Origin of the sequence: Eoetvoesiella caeni, assembly GCF_003315175.1 — a bacterium.
Classification (GTDB): Bacteria; Pseudomonadota; Gammaproteobacteria; order Burkholderiales; family Burkholderiaceae_B; genus Eoetvoesia; species Eoetvoesia caeni.
Genome location: NZ_QNRQ01000001.1, coordinates 667,193 through 688,077, shown reverse-complemented (window position 1 = coordinate 688,077; position 20,885 = coordinate 667,193). Strand labels below are relative to the sequence as shown.

At 60.5% G+C, this 20,885-nt stretch carries 16 protein-coding genes; 7 read left to right on the top strand and 9 right to left on the bottom strand.

Annotation, left to right across the window (positions count from 1 at the left end):
• Positions 1 to 27 precede the first annotated feature (27 nt).
• On the bottom strand, positions 28 to 3,525 hold the full coding sequence (gene mfd / locus DFR37_RS03160; RefSeq protein ID WP_113931767.1) for a transcription-repair coupling factor: 3,498 nt from the start codon (positions 3,523 to 3,525) through the stop codon (positions 28 to 30).
• 29 nt (positions 3,526 to 3,554) lie between these two features.
• Between mfd and ispD the strand changes: the two genes are divergently transcribed.
• Positions 3,555 to 4,274, top strand: a complete 720-nt coding sequence (gene ispD, locus DFR37_RS03155; RefSeq protein WP_113931766.1) for a 2-C-methyl-D-erythritol 4-phosphate cytidylyltransferase — start codon at positions 3,555 to 3,557, stop codon at positions 4,272 to 4,274.
• Entirely contained in the window at positions 4,271 to 4,762 is a 492-nt protein-coding gene (ispF, locus tag DFR37_RS03150) for a 2-C-methyl-D-erythritol 2,4-cyclodiphosphate synthase (RefSeq protein ID WP_113931765.1), read from the top strand. The genes ispD and ispF overlap by 4 nt, the downstream gene beginning before the upstream one ends.
• A 22-nt stretch (positions 4,763 to 4,784) precedes the next feature.
• Here ispF and DFR37_RS03145 read toward each other — a convergent pair whose 3' ends face one another.
• The 3 genes from DFR37_RS03145 to risA all read right to left on the bottom strand — a co-directional run bounded on the left by DFR37_RS03145 (position 4,785) and on the right by risA (position 7,582).
• Positions 4,785 to 5,333 carry a peroxiredoxin gene (locus tag DFR37_RS03145; RefSeq protein ID WP_113931764.1) on the bottom strand — a complete coding sequence of 183 codons (549 nt, stop codon included), beginning with the start codon at positions 5,331 to 5,333 and terminating at the stop codon, positions 4,785 to 4,787.
• 85 nt (positions 5,334 to 5,418) lie between these two features.
• On the bottom strand, positions 5,419 to 6,807 hold the full coding sequence (locus tag DFR37_RS03140) for a sensor histidine kinase (RefSeq protein WP_113931763.1): 1,389 nt from the start codon (positions 6,805 to 6,807) through the stop codon (positions 5,419 to 5,421).
• Between the two features lie 40 nt (positions 6,808 to 6,847).
• Positions 6,848 to 7,582 carry a response regulator transcription factor RisA gene (gene risA / locus DFR37_RS03135; protein WP_113931762.1) on the bottom strand — a complete coding sequence of 245 codons (735 nt, stop codon included), beginning with the start codon at positions 7,580 to 7,582 and terminating at the stop codon, positions 6,848 to 6,850.
• A 493-nt stretch (positions 7,583 to 8,075) separates the two neighbouring features.
• Here risA and tsaB point away from each other — a divergent pair, with 493 nt between their 5' ends.
• Together tsaB and DFR37_RS03125 are read left to right on the top strand one after the other, a co-directional pair.
• A complete protein-coding gene (gene tsaB, locus DFR37_RS03130) occupies positions 8,076 to 9,338 on the top strand; it encodes a tRNA (adenosine(37)-N6)-threonylcarbamoyltransferase complex dimerization subunit type 1 TsaB (protein ID WP_113931889.1) in 1,263 nt (420 codons plus the stop codon).
• Entirely contained in the window at positions 9,335 to 10,243 is a 909-nt protein-coding gene (locus DFR37_RS03125) for a uracil-DNA glycosylase (RefSeq protein ID WP_113931761.1), read from the top strand. The genes tsaB and DFR37_RS03125 overlap by 4 nt, the downstream gene beginning before the upstream one ends.
• On the opposite strand, the gene lplT is transcribed toward DFR37_RS03125, so the two are convergent.
• Complete coding sequence (gene lplT / locus DFR37_RS03120) at positions 10,235 to 11,539, bottom strand: lysophospholipid transporter LplT (protein ID WP_113931760.1); 1,305 nt, start codon at positions 11,537 to 11,539, stop codon at positions 10,235 to 10,237. The genes DFR37_RS03125 and lplT overlap by 9 nt on opposite strands.
• 254 nt (positions 11,540 to 11,793) lie before the next feature.
• Here lplT and smc point away from each other — a divergent pair, with 254 nt between their 5' ends.
• The 3 genes from smc to ligA are packed head-to-tail and all read left to right on the top strand — an operon-like array spanning position 11,794 to position 18,502.
• Positions 11,794 to 15,318 carry a chromosome segregation protein SMC gene (smc, locus tag DFR37_RS03115; protein WP_113931888.1) on the top strand — a complete coding sequence of 1,175 codons (3,525 nt, stop codon included), beginning with the start codon at positions 11,794 to 11,796 and terminating at the stop codon, positions 15,316 to 15,318.
• Between the two features lie 41 nt (positions 15,319 to 15,359).
• On the top strand, positions 15,360 to 16,382 hold the full coding sequence (locus DFR37_RS03110) for a cell division protein ZipA C-terminal FtsZ-binding domain-containing protein (protein ID WP_113931759.1): 1,023 nt from the start codon (positions 15,360 to 15,362) through the stop codon (positions 16,380 to 16,382).
• Positions 16,382 to 18,502 carry an NAD-dependent DNA ligase LigA gene (ligA, locus tag DFR37_RS03105; protein WP_113931758.1) on the top strand — a complete coding sequence of 707 codons (2,121 nt, stop codon included), beginning with the start codon at positions 16,382 to 16,384 and terminating at the stop codon, positions 18,500 to 18,502. Before DFR37_RS03110 ends, ligA begins: the two co-directional genes overlap by 1 nt.
• Positions 18,503 to 18,695: 193 nt before the next feature.
• On the opposite strand, the gene DFR37_RS03100 is transcribed toward ligA, so the two are convergent.
• From DFR37_RS03100 to msrB, 4 genes are read right to left on the bottom strand one after another with little or no spacing between them, the layout of a single operon-like run.
• Positions 18,696 to 19,472, bottom strand: a complete 777-nt coding sequence (locus tag DFR37_RS03100; RefSeq protein ID WP_113931757.1) for a peptidylprolyl isomerase — start codon at positions 19,470 to 19,472, stop codon at positions 18,696 to 18,698.
• A gap of 13 nt (positions 19,473 to 19,485) precedes the next feature.
• Positions 19,486 to 19,752, bottom strand: a complete 267-nt coding sequence (locus DFR37_RS03095) for a BolA family protein (protein ID WP_113931756.1) — start codon at positions 19,750 to 19,752, stop codon at positions 19,486 to 19,488.
• The gene (locus DFR37_RS03090; RefSeq protein WP_113931755.1) at positions 19,749 to 20,336 is read right to left on the bottom strand and encodes a septation protein A; all 588 of its coding nucleotides are present in this window, start codon (positions 20,334 to 20,336) and stop codon (positions 19,749 to 19,751) included. Before DFR37_RS03090 ends, DFR37_RS03095 begins: the two co-directional genes overlap by 4 nt.
• Entirely contained in the window at positions 20,333 to 20,728 is a 396-nt protein-coding gene (gene msrB / locus DFR37_RS03085) for a peptide-methionine (R)-S-oxide reductase MsrB (RefSeq protein WP_113931887.1), read from the bottom strand. The genes DFR37_RS03090 and msrB overlap by 4 nt, the downstream gene beginning before the upstream one ends.
• Between the last annotated feature and the right edge of the window lie 157 nt (positions 20,729 to 20,885).

The following is a 20,885-nucleotide window of genomic DNA, read 5'->3' as shown; positions in this document are numbered from 1 at the left end:
TGTAGCTTATATAAGGTTTGCTGGCATTCAGGCCAGGGCTTTCAGCACGTCGCGCACCGCGTCTATGCGGGCGCCGACAATGCCGGCGGGGGGCGCGTTCGGCGCTGTGGGCTTGGCCGTACCGGCCGGCTTGAAGTCGATTTTGATTTTGTCCTGGCCGGCCAGCTTGACGTTGCGCCGGGTCTGGATAAGTTGAATGATACGCAATGGGTCGATGTTTGGCTTGGCGTTGAACTGGATCATGGCCTGGGTTTCGCTTGCGTCGATTTTCGTCACGCCCAACGGTTCGGCATGCAGACGCAGGCGATGGGTGGACAGCAGGGTCTGGGCCGCCTCGGGCAGCTTGCCGTAGCGGTCGATCAGTTCTTCCTGTATGGCGATCAGGCTGTCCTCGCTATTGGCGTGCGAGAGTTTTTTGTAAAAGCCCAGGCGGGCATGCACGTCGGGGCAATAGTCGGCCGGCAGCAGGGCGGAGGCATGCAGATTGACTTCGCACAGAGCGGCAAAGGGAGATTCCAGGTCGGGCTCTTCGCCGGCCTTGAGCGCGCGCACGGCGGTATTGAGCATTTCCGAATACATGGAAAAGCCTATCTCGTGAATATTGCCCGACTGCGATTCGCCCAGCACTTCGCCGGTGCCGCGGATTTCAAGGTCGTGCATGGCCAGGTAAAAGCCGGCGCCCAGCTCTTCCATGGCCTGGATGGCCTCGAGCCGCTTTTTGGCATTATTGGTAATGGCGTCTTCGCCGGGGGTGAGCAGGTAGGCGTAGGCCTGGTGGTGCGAACGCCCGACCCGCCCGCGCAACTGGTGCAACTGCGCCAGCCCCAACCGGTCGGCACGGTGGATGACGATGGTGTTGGCTGTTGGCACGTCGATGCCGGTTTCGATAATGGTGGTGCACAGCAGAACATTGAAGCGTTGCTGGTAAAAGCCTTTCATGACTTCTTCCAGTTCGCGTTCGGGCATCTGGCCGTGCGCGACGGCAATGCGCGCCTCGGGCACCAGCTCTTCCAGGCGCGCCCGCCGGTTGTGTATGGTCTCGACTTCGTTGTGCAGAAAATAAACCTGGCCGCCGCGCTTGAGTTCACGCAACAGCGCTTCGCGTATGGTGCTGCCGTCTTCGCGCCGCACGAAGGTCTTGATGGCCAGCCGCCGTTGCGGCGCCGTGGCAATGACTGAAAAGTCGCGTATGCCTTCCAGCGACATACCCAGGGTGCGCGGAATAGGCGTGGCTGTCAGGGTCAAGACGTCCACTTCGGCGCGCAGGGACTTCAGGGCTTCTTTCTGGCGCACCCCGAAGCGGTGCTCTTCGTCGATGATGACCAGGCCCAGGCGTTTGAACTTGACGTCCTTGGACAGGATTTTGTGGGTGCCGATGACAATGTCCACGCGCCCATCGTTAAGGCCTTCGATGGCGGCGGCAACTTCTTTGGTCGAGCGAAAGCGCGACAGCTCTTCGACTTTGACGGGCCAGTCGGCAAAGCGGTCGGCAAACGTATGGGCGTGCTGCTCGGCCAACAGGGTGGTGGGGCACAGTATGGCAACCTGCTTGTTGTTGGCAATGGCCAGGAAGGCCGCGCGCAGAGCGACTTCGGTCTTGCCGAAGCCGACATCGCCGCACACCAGCCGGTCCATGGGGCGGCCTGACGTCATGTCGCCGATCACGGCTTCGATCGCCGCGGCCTGGTCGGGAGTTTCCTCGAAACCGAAGCCTTCCACAAAGGCCTGGTAATCGTTCAATGGCAGCTTGAATGAATACCCTTCGCGCGCTGCGCGCAAAGCGTACAGGGCCAGCAGTTCGGCCGCGGCGTCGCGTACTTGCTTGGCCGCCTTGCGCCGGGCTTTGTCCCATTGCCCCGAGCCCAATTGGTGCAAGGGCGCTTGTTCGGGATCGGCGCCGCTATAGCGCGCAATCACATGAAGCTGGGCAACCGGTACGTAAAGAGTGCTGCCGTTGGCGTACTCCAGGTGCAGGAACTCCATGGTGCCGTCGCCCAGGTCCATGTCGATCAGGCCGCGATAGCGGCCAATGCCGTGCTGGGTGTGTACGATGGGGTCGCCTTCGCGCAGTTCGGACAGATCGCGCACCATGGCTTCGACGTCGCTGCTGCCTTCCTGGGCGCGGCGCCGATGGCGCGCGGTAGCGCCCTGGCTGGGGTAAAGGTCGTTTTCGGTCAGGAGTGTGAGCGGGCCCTCAACCAGGCTGAAGCCTGTGCCCAGCGGCGCTGTTGTCAGCCCGAAACGGCTTTCCGATTGCAGGAATTCATGCAGCGAGTCGAACTGCGTGTCCGGCGCAATATCGAACTCATGCAGCATCAGCAGCAGCGTTTCACGCCGGCCGGCCGAGTCGGCGCACAGGACAATGCGGCCCGCGGTCTTGTTCAGCAGCGCTCGCAGTTTGCCGACCGGGTCTTCCGCACGGCGGGCCACCGCAACGTCGGGGGCCTTGGCGAAGTCGGGGTGCGAGCCTTCGGCGGTCAGCGCCAGTCGTCCGAATTTCTTTAAATTCAGGTAAAGATCTTCGGCGTCCAGAAAGAGCTCTTTCGGATCCAGCACGGGCCGTTCGCGGTCGCTTTTGAGAAACTGGTAGCGGCTTTGCGTATCTTGCGCAAAACGCCTCATGGTGTCTTCGATGTCGCCCAGCGTCACCGTAAGCGTGTGTTCGCCCAGATAGTCGAACAGTGTGGCTGTCTGCTCGAAAAACAGAGGCAGGTAGTATTCGACGCCGGCAAAGGCTATGCCGTTGCCCATGTCCTTGTATGGCAGCGCACGCGAGGGGTCGCCCTCGAAGACTTCGCGAAAACGCGCGCGGAAATGGTTGCGGGCGGCTTCGTCCATGGGGAACTCGCGGCCCGGCAACAGATGGACTTCTTTGACGGGGTACAGGCTGCGTTGCGTGTCGATGTCGAAACTGCGGATGGACTCGATTTCGTTGTCGAACAAGTCCAGCCGATAGGGCAGCACCGATCCCATGGGAAAGAGGTCGATCAGGCCGCCGCGTATGCAGAATTCGCCGGGCGCGGTGACTTGGGTAACGTGGCTGTAGTTGGCCAGGGTAAGCTGCTGCCTGAGCGCTTCTTCGTTCAGCTGATCGCCCTGCTTGAAGGCAAAGGTATAGGCGGCCAGGAACGAGGGCGGCGCCAGGCGGTATAAGGCCGTGGTAATGGGCACGGCCAGGATGTCGACAGTGCCCTGCATGAGTGCATGCAGGGTGTGCAGCCGCTCTGAAATAAGATCCTGGTGCGGCGAGAAGCTGTCGTAAGGAAGCGTTTCCCAGTCGGGCAGCTGCCTGACCCTCAGCTCGGGCGCGAACAACAGGATTTCTTCAGCCAGGCGCTGGGCATTCAATGGATCGGCGCAAAACACCACCATGGTCTGTTGCGAGGCGCGCGCCAGGTCGGCCAGCAGCCATGCATCGCCTGAACCCGGCGGGCAGGGCACGGCATGGCGAAGCCCGGGTTTAAGGGCTCGAATCAAGGAGGATGTCGAGGCAAGGGAGGGGGGGAGTGCAGTTTTTGAGGCCATTTAGCTTGTCATTATAAAATCTCTTTCACATGACTAAGAAAATCATTGCAATCGTTCCCGCCGCCGGCATCGGCCAGCGCGCTCAAACCGGTTTCTCGGGCCCGGAAAACGCCGTTCTTCCGAAGCAGTATCGCCTTATCCGCGGCGAGCCCATGTTGCGCCTGGCGGTTCAGGCTTTGTTGGCCGACAGCCGAGTCGATCAGGTGCGGGTGGCCGTGGCGCCCGAGGATGCCTGGGCGGCGCAGGCGCTGGCTGGCCTGCCGCGCACCGTGTGGCGGCCCTGCGGAGGCCCCAGCCGCGCCCAGACCGTGACAGCGGCCTTGCAGGATGCCGCGCTACGGGTTGACGATTGGGTACTGGTGCATGATGCCGCACGTCCCGGCCTGCCGGCCAAGGCGCTGGCCAGGTTGATCGACGCCTGCCTTGCCGGCGGGCAGGGCGGCTTGCTGGCGCAGCGCGTGGCCGACACGGTCAAGCGGGGAAGCCGGCGGGACAATGCGGCTGGCGGCGATGTGGTCCAGGCCACCGTGGTGCGCGATGCCTTGTGGCTGGCTCAGACGCCGCAAATGTTTCCCGCGGGCTTGCTGCTGCAGGCCTTGCTGGCCGCCGATGCTGCCCGGGCGCCGATTACCGATGAAGCTTCCGCTATGGAATTGGCCGGGTATCAGCCTATGCTGATAGAAGGGGCGGCGCAGAATTTCAAGGTAACATGGCCGGACGATTTCGACCTGATGGAAAAATGGCTATGAGCATTCCGTTTCGCATAGGGCAGGGCTTCGATGTACACGCATTGGTAGCGGGGCGGCCTTTGGTCATAGGAGGGGTCTGCATTCCCCACACCCATGGCCTGCTGGGCCATTCGGATGCGGATGTGCTGCTGCACGCCTTGACCGACGCCTTGCTTGGCGCGGCGGGGCTGGGCGACATCGGACGGCATTTTCCCGATACGGATCCAGCGTTCAAAGGCGCCGATAGCCGTGCATTACTGCGTACGGCTTATGAAAGGGTAGTGGCGGCGGGGTGGATTGCCGGCAATATCGATGCCACCATCCACGCCCAGGCGCCGAAAATTGGGCCTTATGCCAAGGCCATGGTGGCCAATATCGCTTCCGACCTGGGGCTGGACGAGCAGCAAGTGAATATCAAAGCCAAAACCAACGAAGGCCTGGGGCACCTGGGCCGCAAAGAGGGCATTGCCGCAACCGCGGTGGTGTTGCTGGCCAAGGCCGCTGCTTGAGCCCATGCCGGCCCTTGTGGGCTTAAAGGGTGGTGCCGCCGACTTCGCGGTTGCAGGCGCACAGGCCGTCGGTTTGCAGGCCGTCCAGCACCCGCAGCGTTTCGCCGGGGTTGCGCCCCACGTTGGCGCTGTTGACCGCGACGTGCTGGATGACGTTGTCGGGGTCGACTACAAACGTGGCGCGCAACGGAATGCCTTCACTGCGATCGCGGATGCCCAGTTGGTCTATCAATGAACCGCTGGTGTCCGCAAATTGGTAGTGGGCCAGCTTTTCCAGTTCGGGCTGCGCGCGGCGCCAGGCTAGCTTGACGTATTCGTTATCGGCCGAGCCGCCCATCAGTATTGTGTCGCGCTCTTCGAATTGGTCGGCCAGTTCATTGAAGCCCACGATTTCGGTAGGGCACACGAAGGTGAAGTCCTTGGGGTAAAAGTAGATGACCTTCCATTTTCCGGGGAAGGAGCTCTCGGTGATGTCTTCAAAAGCGGAAACGCCGTGTTCCTCGTGCTGGGTGAAACCGGGTTTGACGCCGATGACTTTGAAGGGTTCGAGAGTATCTCCGACTGTTTTCATATTGACTCCTGACTTTCGCATGGCATAGCAGTTTATATAAGGACATTATGCCATCGGAACCGGGCCTGCTTCGAGCGTGCTGCCCTTATGCCTCTTGCTGTATGCCCTTGCCTTTGCCCCGAGGCAGTTCTATGCGAGCCACCAGACCGCCCGAAGGGCGCGATAGCAATTTCAATTGCCCGCCCACCTGGCCCAACAGCCGTTCGACAATAGCCAGGCCCAGGCCGGCGCCGCTGACTCCGGTACGGGCGGACTCCCCGCGGGAAAACGGACGCAGCAAACGCGAAATATCGGCTTCGGCAATGCCCGACCCCTGGTCCGTGACCTCGATAGCGACGGTGCCGCTTTCGGCTTTGGCCGACAGGTGGATATAGGCGCAGTCGTCGGCCTTTGATCGGCCGTAGCGACGCGCGTTCTCGATGAGGTTGCCGACCACGCGCTTGAGGTCGTGCGCGGTGATCCGTGCATACAGATTGGGCGCGATACTGGCGCCAAGATGGCCGCCCAGGGACTCTGTATGAGAGCGCTCGCGCTCATATAGATCGTGCAGGACCCGGGAAACGTCTATGCCTTGCTCGGGCGCGGCGCCCGCCGGGCGGGCGTACTCCATGAGCTGGCCGATGCTGTGGTCGATCTGGGCAAGGTCCTCGTCGATGGCCTGACGGACCTCGTCGCTGACCTCGCTCATTTCGATTTCCAGGCGCATGCGGGCCAGCGGGGTGCGCAGGTCATGCGAGATGCCGGCCAGCATGATCTCGCGGTCCGCTTCGGTCTGGCGCAAGTCGCGTGCCATCCGGTTGAAGGCGATATTCATTTCGCGGATTTCAAGCGGCCCTTTCTCGGGCAGGGGCGAAGGGCTTTCACCGCGCGCAAGCTGTTGCGCCACTTTGGCCAATTGCGCCAGGGGGCGGTTGACAAAGCGCACGCTGATGGCCGAGCCAATCAAGGCCAGCAAGAGCGCGGTCGCGCCCCAGCTGAACCATTCGATGCCCGCGGTAAGGCCGAGCTGTTCACGATCGAAAACCAGCCAATAGTGGTCTTTGTTGATGTCGAAGCTAACCCAGATGCCTGGCGCATTATTGACCGCCCACATGATTTGAGTGTTGGCTCCCTGGCGCTTTTTTATTTCGGCGGCAACGTGGTTCCAGTAGTTGGAATTGGGCAGGGGTTCGAGGGTATCGGTGGGCTCGCGCGGTTGCACCCGCAGGCTTTCCTTGGTGGCCAGATCCAGCATCAAGGCCGGCCTTACCGTGGGTGGCGCGTAGACCAGCGCCGAGCGCGTGATGCTGAGGGACGTAGTGACGCGTTGCGCCATCTGTATGGCGCGCGGGCCTTCCTCCATGCTGAAGAAAACCTGCAGCCACGCGCCAAGGCTGACCAGCATGAGTGCGGCCAGCAATAAAAAGGAGCGGCTGAACAGGCCTAGCTTCAACCGGGAGGTGACCTGGCTAAAGTGTTGCGGGAAAAGCGGCATGTAGGCTGCCGGGGGCGCTTACCCCCGGTGATGTATGTTTTTAGCGACCGCCGTCGGGTACAAAGACGTAGCCCAGCCCCCAGACGGTTTGAATGAAGACTGGCTTGGAGGGATTGGGCTCGATAAGCTTGCGCAGACGTGAAATCTGGACGTCCAGGCTGCGGTCGAAGGCTTCGTATTCGCGTCCTCGGGCCAGCTCCATGAGCTTGTCGCGGGAAAGTGGAATCTTGGGGTGGCGGGCAAATACCTTCAGTACCGAGAATTCGCCGGTGGTAATTGGTACTTGTTCGTCGTTGCGGGTAAGAGTGCGCGTGGACAGATTAAGCACGTAGGGTCCGAATTCGATGGATTCGTTTTCTTGGCTGGGAGCACCGGGGTGTTCTTCGGTGCCGCGGCGGCGCAATATGGCATTGACGCGTGCGAGCAGTTCGCGCGGATTGAAAGGCTTGGACAAATAGTCGTCGGCACCCATTTCGAGGCCCACGATGCGGTCGATTTCTTCGGCCTTGGCCGTAAGCATGATGATAGGGGTGTTGTCATGCCCACCGCGTAGGCGGCGGCATATGGACAAGCCGTCTTCGCCGGGAAGCATCAGGTCAAGCACCAGAAGGTCGAAGTGTTCCCGCTGCCATATTTTGCCCATTTCTTTGGCGTCTTCGGCGACGAATACATTGAAACCTTGTTCAGACAAGTACCGGCGCAACAAGTCGCGAAGCCGGGGATCGTCGTCGACAACAAGAATTTTGCGTGTCAGAGATTGGTTTTGTGTGTTCATGGCTGAAAATGTAACAGGGTCGAGAAGGCCCGTGAAGGGGCTGGTAGCAAGATATTACATATTATGCGTTTAGTAGAATATGCCTTACAGTTTTCGGGCAATCGGACGGCATGTTTATTCGACCTGATTTGCTTCAGATATTTACGCGTATAGCTTATCATTACACATGTAAATGCGGTAGCATTTTTTGCCAATTCCGCTAAACGGCCTATAAAAGCAAGCCAAATATCGGCTACTACCCGGTAGTTCACGTTACAAAACTATACTGGCGGCGGCTTTGGCGGCATGCGAAAGACTCGCCCGGCTGGGCCCGCAAGCACATTTTCGCCGCGCTTCAAATGTATATTTGTATCGTATGTTTTTGCCACCGGCCGCTGCAAACGGCGCATGGAAAACTGCCGTCCGCGTTCGGCTTTGTCTTGCCGTATGCGTTTTATTGCCGGGTTTTCTGGCGCAAGAGTCGTTTTCTTATTCCTTGTTTAAAATGTCCCCCATGGATCTTCATATTCTTGCGCTGGAAACTTCCTCCAGTTTGTGCGGCGTTGCCTTGCTTTCGGCCGGCGAAGGGCGTTTGCATGTGCGAACGCTGGGACACGACGCGACCGCCGAGCATGCTGAGCGCCTGCTTCCCATGGTCGACCAATTGCTGAAAGAAGCCGGGGTCGAGCGGCGCCAGTTAAGTGCCATTGCATTTGGTCAAGGTCCAGGGGGCTTCACCGGTTTGCGGGTCGCTTGCGGCGTGGCGCAGGGCATGGCCTTTGCGCTTGGGCTTCCCGTCATTCCCGTGCCTTCGTTGTTGGCGGTGGCCGAGCAAGAGCCGGGAGGCAACGCGGTCTGCGTGGTGTTGCAGGATGCGCGCATGAACGAACTCTATGCCGCAGCCTATCGGCAGCCCACCGTGGACGGCGTGCCCACATGGCAGGCGGTGCAAGAACCTGTGCTGCTTAATGTGCACGATGCCCACTTGTGGCTGGAGCAGCTGGGCTGGCAATTGCAGGCCGAATTGGGCCCGGCCCAAGTAAATATCAAGTTGCTGGGTGATGCGCTTGGCGTCTATCCGATCTTGTCGACGCTGGCTGTGCCGGCGCACGGTGCCGCGCCAGCGCGCATAAGCTGGGGCCAGGCGCAAAGGGCTACGGCGGAAGCGGTGGCCCGAATTGCTCAGCAGGCCTGGCAGCGAGGGGAAACAGTTGCGCCGGACCAAGCAGCCCCGTTGTATGTGCGGGATAAAGTGGCGTACACGGTTGCCGAGCGCGACCAGGGCCTGGGCGGCAACCCCAAGGCGCAGGCGCCCGTCGCTATTGTGCGCATGCGCATGGAAGACCTGCCGGTTGTGGCGAATATCGAAGCCAGGGTTCAGGCATTTCCCTGGACCCTGGGCAATTTCCGCGATGCGCTCGAGGCCGGGTACGGCGCCTGGGTGGCACGCCAGGGCGAACAGATACTCGGGTTCAGCCTGGTCATGTTTGCGCCGGACATCGCCCATTTGCTGCTTATTGCCGTCACTCCCGAGGCTCAGCGCACCGGGGTGGGCTATATGTTGTTGCGCCATTGCGAACACGAGACGGCAAAGCGGGACTTGCCCGCGCTGATGCTTGAAGTGCGGCCCACCAATGAACAGGCTGTGTCTTTCTATCGCAACCGCGGCTTTATGCATACCGGTACGCGCAAGGGCTATTATCCCAAGGGTGGGAACGAACGCGAGGACGGCTGGGTCATGGAGAAAACACTGAAAACCGCCAAGGCGCCGGCATGACGGGCGCCGACCTTCGCCCGGGCTTGCCGCTAAGCGCCATTCAGCAGGCCTGGCTGCAGGAAATGGGTATGGACCGGCGTTTGCTGCAGCAGTTTGTGCAGCGTCCCAGCCCAGTTGCGCCGCCCACGCCTGTTCCAGTTGGACATATCCTGGCCCAATTGCAGCAAGGGGGGCAAGCCGGCGTCCAGACACCGGAAGGCCAGGCAGCCAGCCTTGTTGTCCAGGCGACCGAGTCTGACGCGACAGCCATCGAGGCCGCGCCGTCCAAGCGTCCGCCGGCGCCGCTTCCCAAGGTCGGTGCACGCGCGGCCGCCCCGGCCGCCATGCGACCCGTCGTCGTCCCCCCGCTTGAGTGGCCGGCCTTGAAAGAACACGTTGCGGCGTGCCAGGCTTGTTCATTGCATACCGGACGCAGCCAGACGGTATTTGGCGAGGGTGCGACAGAATCGGTCGAGTGGATGCTTATTGGCGAAGCCCCGGGCGATCGCGACGATCGCATGGGCTTGCCGTTTCAAGGCAAGGCGGGAGAGCTTCTGCATGCCATGCTTGCCGCGGCGGGACTGGCGGCCGACGCTCCGGTGTTTTATACCAATGTCATTAAATGCCGGCCGCGCGGCAATCGCACCCCCAGACCGGAAGAGATAGCTGCGTGCCGGCCTTATTTGCTGCGCCAGATAGAAATGCTCAAGCCGCGGCGCATCCTGGTGCTGGGATGGCTGGCAGCACAGTCGCTGCTGGACGAGACGGCCGACCTGGAATTGCTGCGTGGCCGAGTACATTGGCTGGATACCGAAAGCACGGGGCGGATTCCGGTTGTGGCGACCTACCACCCCGCCTCGCTGCTATCGCGCGCTCAGCACAAGGCCAACGCCTGGCGGGACCTGAAGCTGGCTTGCTCAGTGTAGTGCCTGGCCATGGCCGTGCTGGCCGATCTGATGCAGCAGCGTCGGGTCGGCTTTGTGATTCAGGTGGCTCCAGCGTATGAACAGCAGCATCAAGCTGGCCACAAGCAGGCCGAAAAACACAATAATGCTGTTGATGGGCAGATTAAGCCATAGCATCAGGCTGTAAAGTGCCAGCATCAGCAAAATATTCAGTTGTTCGTTGAAATTCTGCACGGCGATAGAATGGCCGGCGGAAAGCAGCACGTGTCCGCGATGTTGCAGCAGGGCGTTCATGGGCACGACGAAAAAGCCCGATAGCGCGCCTATCAGCAGCAGGACGCTATAAACGGCCCAGGGCTCGTAGACGAATGGCATCAGCAGTACCGTCAGGCCCATGATCACGCCCAAAGGCAGGACCGACAAAGCGCGTTTCAGGGGGACTTTGCCTGCCAGTATGGAACCTGCCACAGTGCCGACCGCGGCTACACCCATAAGTATCGAGGAGCGCTCCAGCGGGTAGCCCAGGTGGCGGGCGCCCCATTCGATGACGATCAGTTGCAAGGTTGCGCCGGCACCCCAGAAAAGCGTGGTTACCGCCAGCGAAATCTGTCCCAGTTTGTCTTTCCAGAGTATGCCGACGTAGCACCCGAATTCGGTGATGAGTTTGAACGGGTTGGTTTGCTGCTTGGGGTAGCTGACGCCCGTGCGCGGAATGAGAAGATTGCAGATTGCAGCCAGGAAATACACGACGCCGATGATCAGGATGGCTGCTTCGGTTCGGGTCTGGGCTATGGGGCCGACCCATGGATGTGCCAATAGCGAGCCGGATACAGCGGGGCTGATCAGCACGCCGCCCAATACCGTGCCCAGAATGATCGACAAAACGGTAAGGCCTTCGATCCAGCTATTGCCCTTGACCAGCATGTCGGGCGGCAGCATCTCTGTGACTATGCCGTACTTGGCGGGCGAGTAGGCTGCGGCACCGATGCCCACCAGGGTGTAGGCAACGAAAACCTGGACCAATTGCGCGTAGCTGCCCACGTCGACCATTTGGGTGGTAAACATGAGAATGCAGCCCCCAAGCTTGATGGCGTTGGTTGTGAACATGACCCTGCCCTTGGGGAAGGAGTCGGCAAACGCACCCACGAAGGCGGCCAGCACGACATACGCCAGGGCGAACCACCACTTCATCATGGGCACCATCCAGTCGGGGCCCTGCAAGTCGGCAATGAGCGCGATCGCCGCAATGAGCAGCGCATTGTCGGCCAGAGACGACAGCGCCTGGGCTGCCATTACGAGATAAAAACCTTTTTTCAATCGTAAGTCTCTGGAATAGGAGTGGACGCAAAGTGCAAGAAAATAATAAAAACAGTTTGTGAGTATAGCGTTAGCTTTAAGATCGTATCGAGATTATTCTTAAATTGTTTTCGGTTAGGGATCACTCGCATGGTGCGTTATCATACGAAACAGTTGCGCAACGGAGCCGGGTGCAGCAAGTCCGGGCCGGCCTGATCGCCCCGCTTGAAAGTCCAGCCTTCCTTGTTTTCATCGTTTACTTATCATTTCCAATTGTGCGCCTGACCCAAATAAAACTAGCCGGTTTTAAATCTTTTGTCGAGCCGACGGTTATTCCCACGCCAAGCCAGTTGGTCGGTGTGGTGGGGCCCAACGGTTGCGGCAAGTCCAATATTATCGACGCGGTGCGCTGGGTGCTGGGTGAAACCAAAGCATCCGAGCTGCGTGGCGAGTCCATGCAGGACGTGATCTTTAACGGCTCGGGCAATCGCAAGCCTGCGGCTCGCGCCTCGGTCGAATTGGTATTCGACAATACCGAAGGCCGTGCAGTGGGGCAATGGAGCACGTATGCCGAAATTGCGGTGCGGCGGGTCTTGACGCGCGATGGCACCAGCAGCTATTACGTGAATAACCAGCAGGTAAGGCGGCGCGACATCCACGATATTTTCCTGGGCACGGGCCTGGGCACACGCGGGTATGCCATTATCGGTCAGGGCATGATCAATCGCCTGATAGAAGCCCGCCCGGAAGAATTGAGGGTGTTCCTGGAAGAGGCCGCCGGCGTGTCCCGCTATAAAGAAAGGCGCCGCGAAACCGAAAACCGGCTGGGCGATACGCGCGAAAACCTTACGCGCGTCGAAGACATCATGCGGGAGCTGGCCGCGCAACTGGAAAAGCTTGAAGCGCAGGCTGAAGTGGCGGGCCGTTACCGTAGCCTGCAAGAAGAGGGCGAGCAAAAGCAGCAGGTTTTGTGGCTGCTTAAAGAAAACAACGCGCGCGACGAGCAAAAAGCCAAGTTTCAGTCCATAGAACAAGCTCAAACCGAACTGGAAGCCGCCATGGCCGGTTTGCGCGCAGGCGAATCGGCGCTGGAGTCCAGGCGGCAGGCGCATTACGCCGCGGCGGATGCCGTGCATGCCGCGCAGGGCCAACTGTTCGAGGCGGGGGCGCAAGTCAGCCGGCTCGAGGCCGAAATTCGCCACGTCGTCGATTCGCGCAATCGCGTTCAGGCGCGGCGCAATCAGTTGCAGGGCCAAATGCAAGAATGGGCCGACCAGCAGGCGCATTGCGCCGAGCAGCTGGAGCAGACTGAAGACGATTTGCAAATGGCCGCTGTGCGCACCGAAGAAGCTCGCGCGCGGGCCGAAGAGGCCTCGGTTGCACTGCCCGATATGGAAGCCCGCGTACGGGCGGCGGGCGCTTCGCGCGATGAAATGCGCAGCAGCCTGGCCCGCGTCGAGCAAAACCTGGCGCTGGCGGCGCAGGCGCAACGCGATGCCGACCGCCAGATTACCGCCCTGGCGCTGCGCCAAGAGCGTCTGGAACAAGAATTGCGCGACCTGAACGCGCCCGATCCGGCCAACCTTGAACGCCTGGCCGGCGACCACGCAGCCATCGACGATCAGGTGCAGGAAGCGCAGGCGCAATTGGCCGAACTCGAAGAGCGCTTGCCAGGCCTGGATCAGCAACGCAGCCAGGCGCAGGCCGCTGCCCAGGAAGAATCGCAGGCGCTGGCACGGCTTGAGGCGCGCTTGTCGGCGCTGACCAAATTGCAGGACGATGTCCAAAAGCAGGGCGCTTTGCAGCCCTGGCTCGACAAGCACGAATTGGGTTCGTTGGCGCGCTTGTGGCAAAAGCTGCAAGTGGAACCGGGCTGGGAAACGGCGCTTGAGTCCGTCCTGCGAGAACGCATGGCCGCGCTCGAAGTGCGCCAGCTCGAGCATGTGCGCGCTTTTTCCGCCGATGCGCCGCCTGCGCGCCTGGCGTTTTACCAAGTCCCGCCTGCGGCGCCCGCGCCCGCGGCGGCGCAAGAGCTCACACCCTTGAGTTCACTGTTGCGAATCAGCGATCCCGACCTGCGTACTTTGCTGAACGATTGGCTGCGCGACGTTTACGTCGCCAGCGACACGGCCACGGCGCTGGCTGCAAGGCGCGACCTGCCGGCAGGGGCGCTGTTTGTGCTCAAGGAAGGGCATTTGGTCGACCTGCACAGCGTGCGTTTTTATGCGCCCGACTCGGAACAGGCGGGCTTGCTGGCCCGCCAGCAGGAAATCGAAAACCTGCAGCGCGAAACCAAAGCCAGGCAATTGATCGCCGACCAGACTATAGGCGCCGTGGCCCGTGCCGAAACCGCATGGCAGCAGGTTTCGCAAGCCCTGGCTCCGGCACGCGTGCGCGTTTCCGAGCTGACCCGCCGCCTGCATGATGTGCAGCTCGAACATTCTCGCCTGCAGCAGCAGGCCCAGCAGTCGGGTGAACGAGCGGCGCGCATACGCGAAGAGCTGGCCGAAGTGGCTGGTCAGGCTGAAGAGCAGCGCATCAGCCGGGAAGAAGCCGAGGCGCGCTTTGAAGGCTTCGATGCCGAGCTGGCCGAGCACCAGGGGCGTTTTTCCGATGCCGAGCTGTCCGGCGAAGAACTGGCCAATAAAACCGAACTGGCGCGCCAGCAGTTGCGCGAGCTGGAACGGGCCGTGCACGAGTCCGAGTTCTCCGAAAAGTCGCTGCATACGCGTAAAGCCGACTTGACCCGCAACCTGCAGCTGGCTTCCGAGCAAGCCCGCCGTGCCAGCGACGAGCTGGAAGGTTTGCAGGGTGAACTGTTCGAGCTGGATGCCTCGGCGGCGCAGGCGGGCTTGCAAGAAGCGCTGGAGCAGCGGGCCGAGCGCGAAGAGGCGCTTAACCGCGCGCGCATCGAGCTTGATAACCTGGCGGCGCTGCTGCGCACGGCCGACGAAGAGCGGGTTACGCTGGAGCGTACGCTTGAACCGCGCCGCGCGCGCATTATGGAATTGCAATTGCAGGAACAGGCCGCGCGTCTGGCGGTTGAACAGTTTTCCGAGCAGCTTGACGCGAACCAGGTCGACCGCGCTACGCTGCAGGCTTTGCTCGATGAGCGTCCCGATGAGTGGCGCCGCGCCAATTGGCTGCAGTCCGAAGTTCAGCGCATTTCGCGCCAGATCGACAGCCTGGGTTCGGTAAACCTGGCCGCGCTCGACGAACTTAGCGCGGGGCGCGAGCGCAAAGGGTTTCTGGACTCTCAGTATGCCGATCTATGCAGCGCCATCGAAACCCTTGAAGACGCTATCCGCAAGATCGATCGCGAAACGCGCCAGTTGCTGCAAGAAACCTTCGATGCGGTCAACGGCCATTTCGGCGAGCTTTTCCCGCGCCTGTTCGGCGGCGGCGAGGCCAAGCTGGTGATCACCGGCGAGGAAATCCTTGATGCGGGCGTGCAGGTCATGGCGCAGCCGCCCGGCAAGCGCAACAGCACTATCCATCTTTTATCGGGCGGCGAAAAAGCGCTTACGGCCACGGCCTTGGTGTTTGCCTTGTTCAAGCTGAATCCGGCGCCGTTCTGTCTGCTTGACGAGGTCGACGCGCCGCTGGACGATGCCAATACCGAGCGTTATGCCAACCTGGTCGGCAACATGAGCGACCAGACCCAGTTTTTATTTATTTCCCATAATAAAATTGCCATGCAGATGGCCAAGCAATTGGTCGGCGTAACCATGCAAGAGCAAGGCGTATCGCGTATTGTTGCGGTAGACATCGATTCGGCCATGCAATTGGCCGAAGTGTAAGACAGAAAAGGTTAACGTATCGTGACGCGGCGGAACAGAAAATGAGTGAACTGCAAATCGGACTGATTTCTTTAGGCATCCTGCTGATTATTGTCGTCCTGTGCTTTAACTGGTGGCAAGACCGGCGTGTGCGCCGGCGCATGCAAGAGCAATTTCCAGAGGGCGAACACGATCCCCTTATGGGCGGGCTGGCGCCCGCCCCGGGGCGCCGCGAGCCCGGTCTAAGCACGCTGGCCGCGAACGACAGCGAACAAAATGAAGACGGAGTCGAGGCCGATCCCGCCTGCGAGGCGGTGATCGACATCAGCTTTGCGCAGCCCGTGCCGGGCCGCCAGCTGTATGAGGCCATCCAAGGCGTAAACAAGGTCGGCAGCAAGCCCGTGCGTATTTTTGCAGCGCACGAAGGCAACGGGCACCGCTTGCAGTTGCGCGAAAACGAGTCCTACGTATCGATGCAACTGGCAGTGCTGCTGGCTAATCGCAGCGGGCCGCTGACCGACATTGAATGGTCGCACTTGTGGACCATCGCGCAAAGCCTGGCAGAGCGCTTCGAAGGCGCCGTCGAAGGTCCCGAACAAGCCCGCGTTCTCGAACGCGCCAAACAGCTCGACAGTTTGTGCGCGGGCCTGGATGCCCAGGTCGGCTTGGCCTTGCGCTTGAAAGGCACGCGCGCCGTGGCCGATGTCGACCGTATCGTAAAAGAGGCGGGCTTTCTGGCGTATGGACGGCAATTGGCCTGGATGTCCGAATCGGGCGTGCCGCGCTTTACTATTTTGTTCGACGGCCTGCCCATTGAAGACGTGCAGTCGGCGGGCGTGGACCGCCTGGACCTGTTGCTGGATTTGCCCAACAGCCCCGCCGACGAGCAAGCCTTCAGCCGCATGGCCAGCGTTGGCCGCGACTTGGCCGGCCGGCTTGATGCCGAGCTGGTCGACGACCAGGGTCGGCCGCTTTCCGATGGCGCCGACCATGCCATCGACGCGCAATTATTCGAACTCTATGCCGCGCTTGCCGGCCATGGTTTTCCTGCCAGCGAGGCGCGCACGGTCAGGTTGTTTTCGTAATGAGCTCCAACGCAACGCCAGCGGATCTGCAGGACAAACTCAAGGCCTTGCGCCAGACGATCGAACAGCACAATCATCTTTATTATGTGCTGGATGAGCCCCAGGTATCCGACGCCGAATACGACCGCCTGATGGCGCAGTTGCAGGCCATCGAGGCCGAGCACCCCGATCTGATCGTCCCCGAGTCTCCCACGCAGCGGGTCGGGGCCGCGCCTTTGCCGGCCTTCGACAGCGTGCGCCACGCACGGCCGATGCGTTCGCTGGGCAACGGCTTTACCGATGAAGATGTCTTCGCTTTCGACAAAAGAGTTGCCGATACGCTGCGCGATTCAGGGTTGCTGAAGGGCGACGAACTGGTCGAATACATGGCCGAGTTCAAGTTCGACGGACTGGCCATCAGTCTGCGCTACGAGCAAGGCCTGCTGGTGCAGGCCGCGACCCGGGGCGACGGCCAGGTGGGCGAAGGCGTTACCAGCAATATCCGGACACTGCGCTCCGTGCCTTTGAAGCTTAAAGGCGAATATCCCGCGGTGCTGGAAGTGCGTGGCGAAGTGCTTATCAACCGTGCCGACTTCGAACGCCTTAATCGCGACCAGCAGGCGCGCGGCGACAAGGTGTTCGTCAATCCGCGCAATGCGGCGGCAGGCAGCTTGCGCCAGCTCGATCCGCGCATTACGGCGCGCCGCCCCTTGCGCTTTTTCGCTTACGGTTGGGGCGAGATAATCGGCGCGCGGCCCCGGACCGTGCCGTCGGGGCAGCCCGGCCTGTTCGACGAGGCCGTGCCCGCCGCAAACGACAGCGACAACGAGGGCGCGCCTTGCGCTACCCATGCGCAGATGCTCGATTGGTTCGAAACCATGGGCCTGCCTGTCAATCGCGACCGGCGCTTGCTCAAGGGCGCCAAAGGTTTGCTGGAGTATTACGCCCAAACGGGGGCGCGACGCCTGCAACTGCCTTTCGATATCGACGGCGTTGTCTACAAAGTCAACTCCCTGGCTGCACAAGAGGTGCTGGGCTATGTGGCCCGCGCGCCGCGCTTTGCCATGGCGCACAAGTTTCCCGCCCAGGAAGAAACCACGCTGCTGGTGGGCATTGACGTTCAGGTGGGACGCACCGGCGCCATTACGCCGGTTGCGCGCCTGAAGCCCGTCTTTGTCGGTGGCGTTACGGTTACCAACGCAACACTGCACAACGAAGACGAGATTCGCCGCAAGGATGTGCGCGTGGGCGATACCGTCATTGTGCGCCGTGCCGGCGATGTAATCCCCGAAGTGGTCGGCCCTGTTCTTGATCTGCGCCCCGAGGGAACGTCGTTATATGTCGTGCCGACGCAATGCCCGGTATGCGGGTCGGCAATCGAACGCCTTGAGGACGAAGCCATTTCGCGTTGCACCGGCGGCTTGTTTTGTGCCGCCCAGCGCAAGCAAAGCCTGACGCACGCAGCGGGCCGCAAAGCGCTGGACATCGAGGGTCTGGGCGAAAAACTGGTGGACCAGTTGGTCGACAGCGGCCGCATCAAGTCCTTGGCTGACTTGTTTTCGCTGCGCGTTGAAGAGCTGGCGCTGTACGAGCGCATGGGACGCAAGTCCGCCGAGAACCTGGTTGCGGCGCTCGACAAGGCGCGCCATCCCGTTCTGGGCCGTCTGGTGTTTGCCCTGGGCATCCGGCATGTGGGCGAAACCACCGCGCGCGACCTGGCCCGCCATTTCGGATCCCTCACCGCCATCATGGCCGCCGACGAAGAGGCCTTGCTGGCGGTCAACGATGTAGGCCCGGTGGTGGCGCGTTCCATCCGCCATTTTTTCGAAGAGCAGCATAACCGCGATGTCGTCCATGCGCTGGAAGCCGCCGGCGTCGACCCCCGGCCCGAAAGCGGACCGATAGGCCAGGCGCTGGCAGGCAAGACGCTCGTGATTACCGGCACACTGCCAACACTTACGCGCGACGAAGCAACACGAATGATACTTTCGGCTGGCGGCAAGGTAAGCGGTTCAGTATCGAAGAAGACGGCGTACGTGGTTGCCGGCGAAGAAGCCGGCAGCAAACTGGTCAAGGCGCAGGAGCTTGGCATTACAGTGCTCGACGAAGCCGCTTTTCTGGCCATGCTGGAGCAGGATTAGGTCGCCGTTGTTCGTTTGATCGCGGGACGCGGCGCATGCCTTCTCCGGCCCAGCACCCCGATTCAAGAACCTAATCCTTAAAGCCTAAGAACAAAAAATGGCCCCCGCTGCAAAAGCCAGCGGGGGCCACCTATATATTTACAATCTTGCGAGCTTCAAGGCAACGATGCCCAGCAGCCCGCAGAAAAAATACTTACTTGATCGTTGCCGATTTCATCAGGCTTTGCTGGTACTGGCCCAATTCCTGCTGGCGCAGCATCTCGGTGATTTGCGGCTTCACTTCTTCCAGCGTCGGGAACTTGATAGGACGAGTGTCTTCGACTTCAATGATGTGCCAGCCGAACTGCGTCTGCACCGGCTTGTCCGTCATCTGGCCTTTCTTCAGGCTTTCCACAGCTTGCGCGAATTCAGGCACGTAATTGCTTGTTGGGCCCCAGCCCAGCTCGCCGCCGTTCTTGCCGCTGCCCGGGTCGATGGAATCTTTCTTGGCGGCTGCGTCGAACGTAATCTTCTTGGCTTTCAGGTCGGCAAGAAGATCTTGCGCAGTTTTCTCGTCCTTGACCAGAATGTGGCGCAGCTTGTATTCGACACGTCCGGCCTGTTCTTTCTTGATGGCTTCGTAGTCGGCCTGAATCTTGGCGTCGGTAATCGGGTTTTTCTTCAGGTAGTCGGCCATCAGTGCGCGTACCAGAATGCCCTGGCGAGCCAGTTCGATTTCCTGCTTTACGGCCGCTTGCTTGTCGATGCCCGCTTTTTCAGCAGCCTGGACGGCAACCGTGCGGCCTATCATTTCTTGCTTTACTTGCTCGCGCAATTCGGGCGAATCTTTGGCGCCTTGCGTGATCAACAGCGAAACAAACTGGTCTACTTGTTTTTGGGTAATAGGCTTGCCGTTGACGGTGGCTACGTTTTGGGCATAGACCGGGGCAGCGATGGCAAATGCTGCGGCGAACATCACGAGTCGTTTCATTAAATTGCCTTTACTAAGTTGGGGTGGCGACAATTGCCAGTGCATGAATGGGGTAGGGAATTAAATCGTGCAAGCGATCATACACGAGTCGATGGCGGGCCAGTGGGGCCAGCCCTTTGAACTGAGTTGAAGCGATGACGACGCGAAAATGACTGGCTCCGCCCTCGGCGCCGGCATGGCCGGCATGCAGATGGGATTCGTCGATGATCTCGAGCCGGCTGGGCTGCAGCGCAGTGAGCCGCTCGCGGATTTGCTGTTGGCGTTCGGTGTTCATGGTCATTTTCCCGATTCGTTGGCGTCGGACAAAGTACGCGGCGCCGCGCCCGTTTCTTCTTTGATGTATCGGCCCAGCCAGATGGATTGCGCGATGACAAAGACCAGCATCAGGGCCATGAGCCCGAAAACCTTGAAGTTGACCCATTGCGACTCGGTAAAGTGGCCGGAGAATGCCACATACAGATTCAGCCCGCCCGAAACCACGAAGAAAAATGCCCAGCTAAGATTCAGCTTGGTCCAGACGGAGTCGGGCAGCGCAATTTGGGTGCCCATGACCTTCTGGATGAGGTTGCGCCCGAATATCCACTTGCCGCCCAGCAAAATGCCGGCAAACATCCAGTACAGCACCGTGGGCTTCCATTTGATGAACGTGTCATCGTGAAGCAGCAGGGTGGCCCCGCCGAACACCACGATAATAGTCAGGTTGATCCAGTGCATGGCTTCAACGGCCTTGCGCCTGGCTTTAAGCCAGATAATCTGCCCGACACCGGCGACCATTGCCACCGCGGTGGCGGTGAAAATATCGGAAAACTTGAACGCCAGGAAAAAAAGAATCAGCGGAAAAAGGTCGAACAGGAATTTTTTCATTCAGAGGGCTCGAACTTGAGCGATAGAGAGTTGATGCAATAGCGCAGGCCCGTAGGCGGCGGGCCGTCGGGAAAAACATGGCCCAGGTGGGAGTCGCATACGTTGCACATGACCTCGGTGCGCACCATGCCATGGGTCGTGTCGCGCTCTTCGCGCACATTGGCGGGGTCGATGGGTTCGAAGTAGCTGGGCCAGCCGCAACCCGCGTCGAATTTCGTGTCGGACTTGAACAGCGGCGTGCCGCAGCCTACGCAGCGATATATACCGTGCGTCGTGGTGTCCCAATACCGTCCGGTAAATGGGCGCTCGGTGCCCTTTGTCCGGGCGACGTAGTATTCTTCGGGGCTAAGCTGCGCTTGCCACTCGGCCTCGGTTTTATGGACTTTTTCCATTTCTGATACCTTCGCAAGAATCATGAATTCAATTCTAGATCCGTGACTATATTATGTGTTGAGGCGTTTATACGCGCCTGGTAAAAAAGCGGATCGAGCCGCCCGGCAAAATGCCGGCATGCCGATATCCGTTTGTCCGGTTCCCATTGGCTATGTT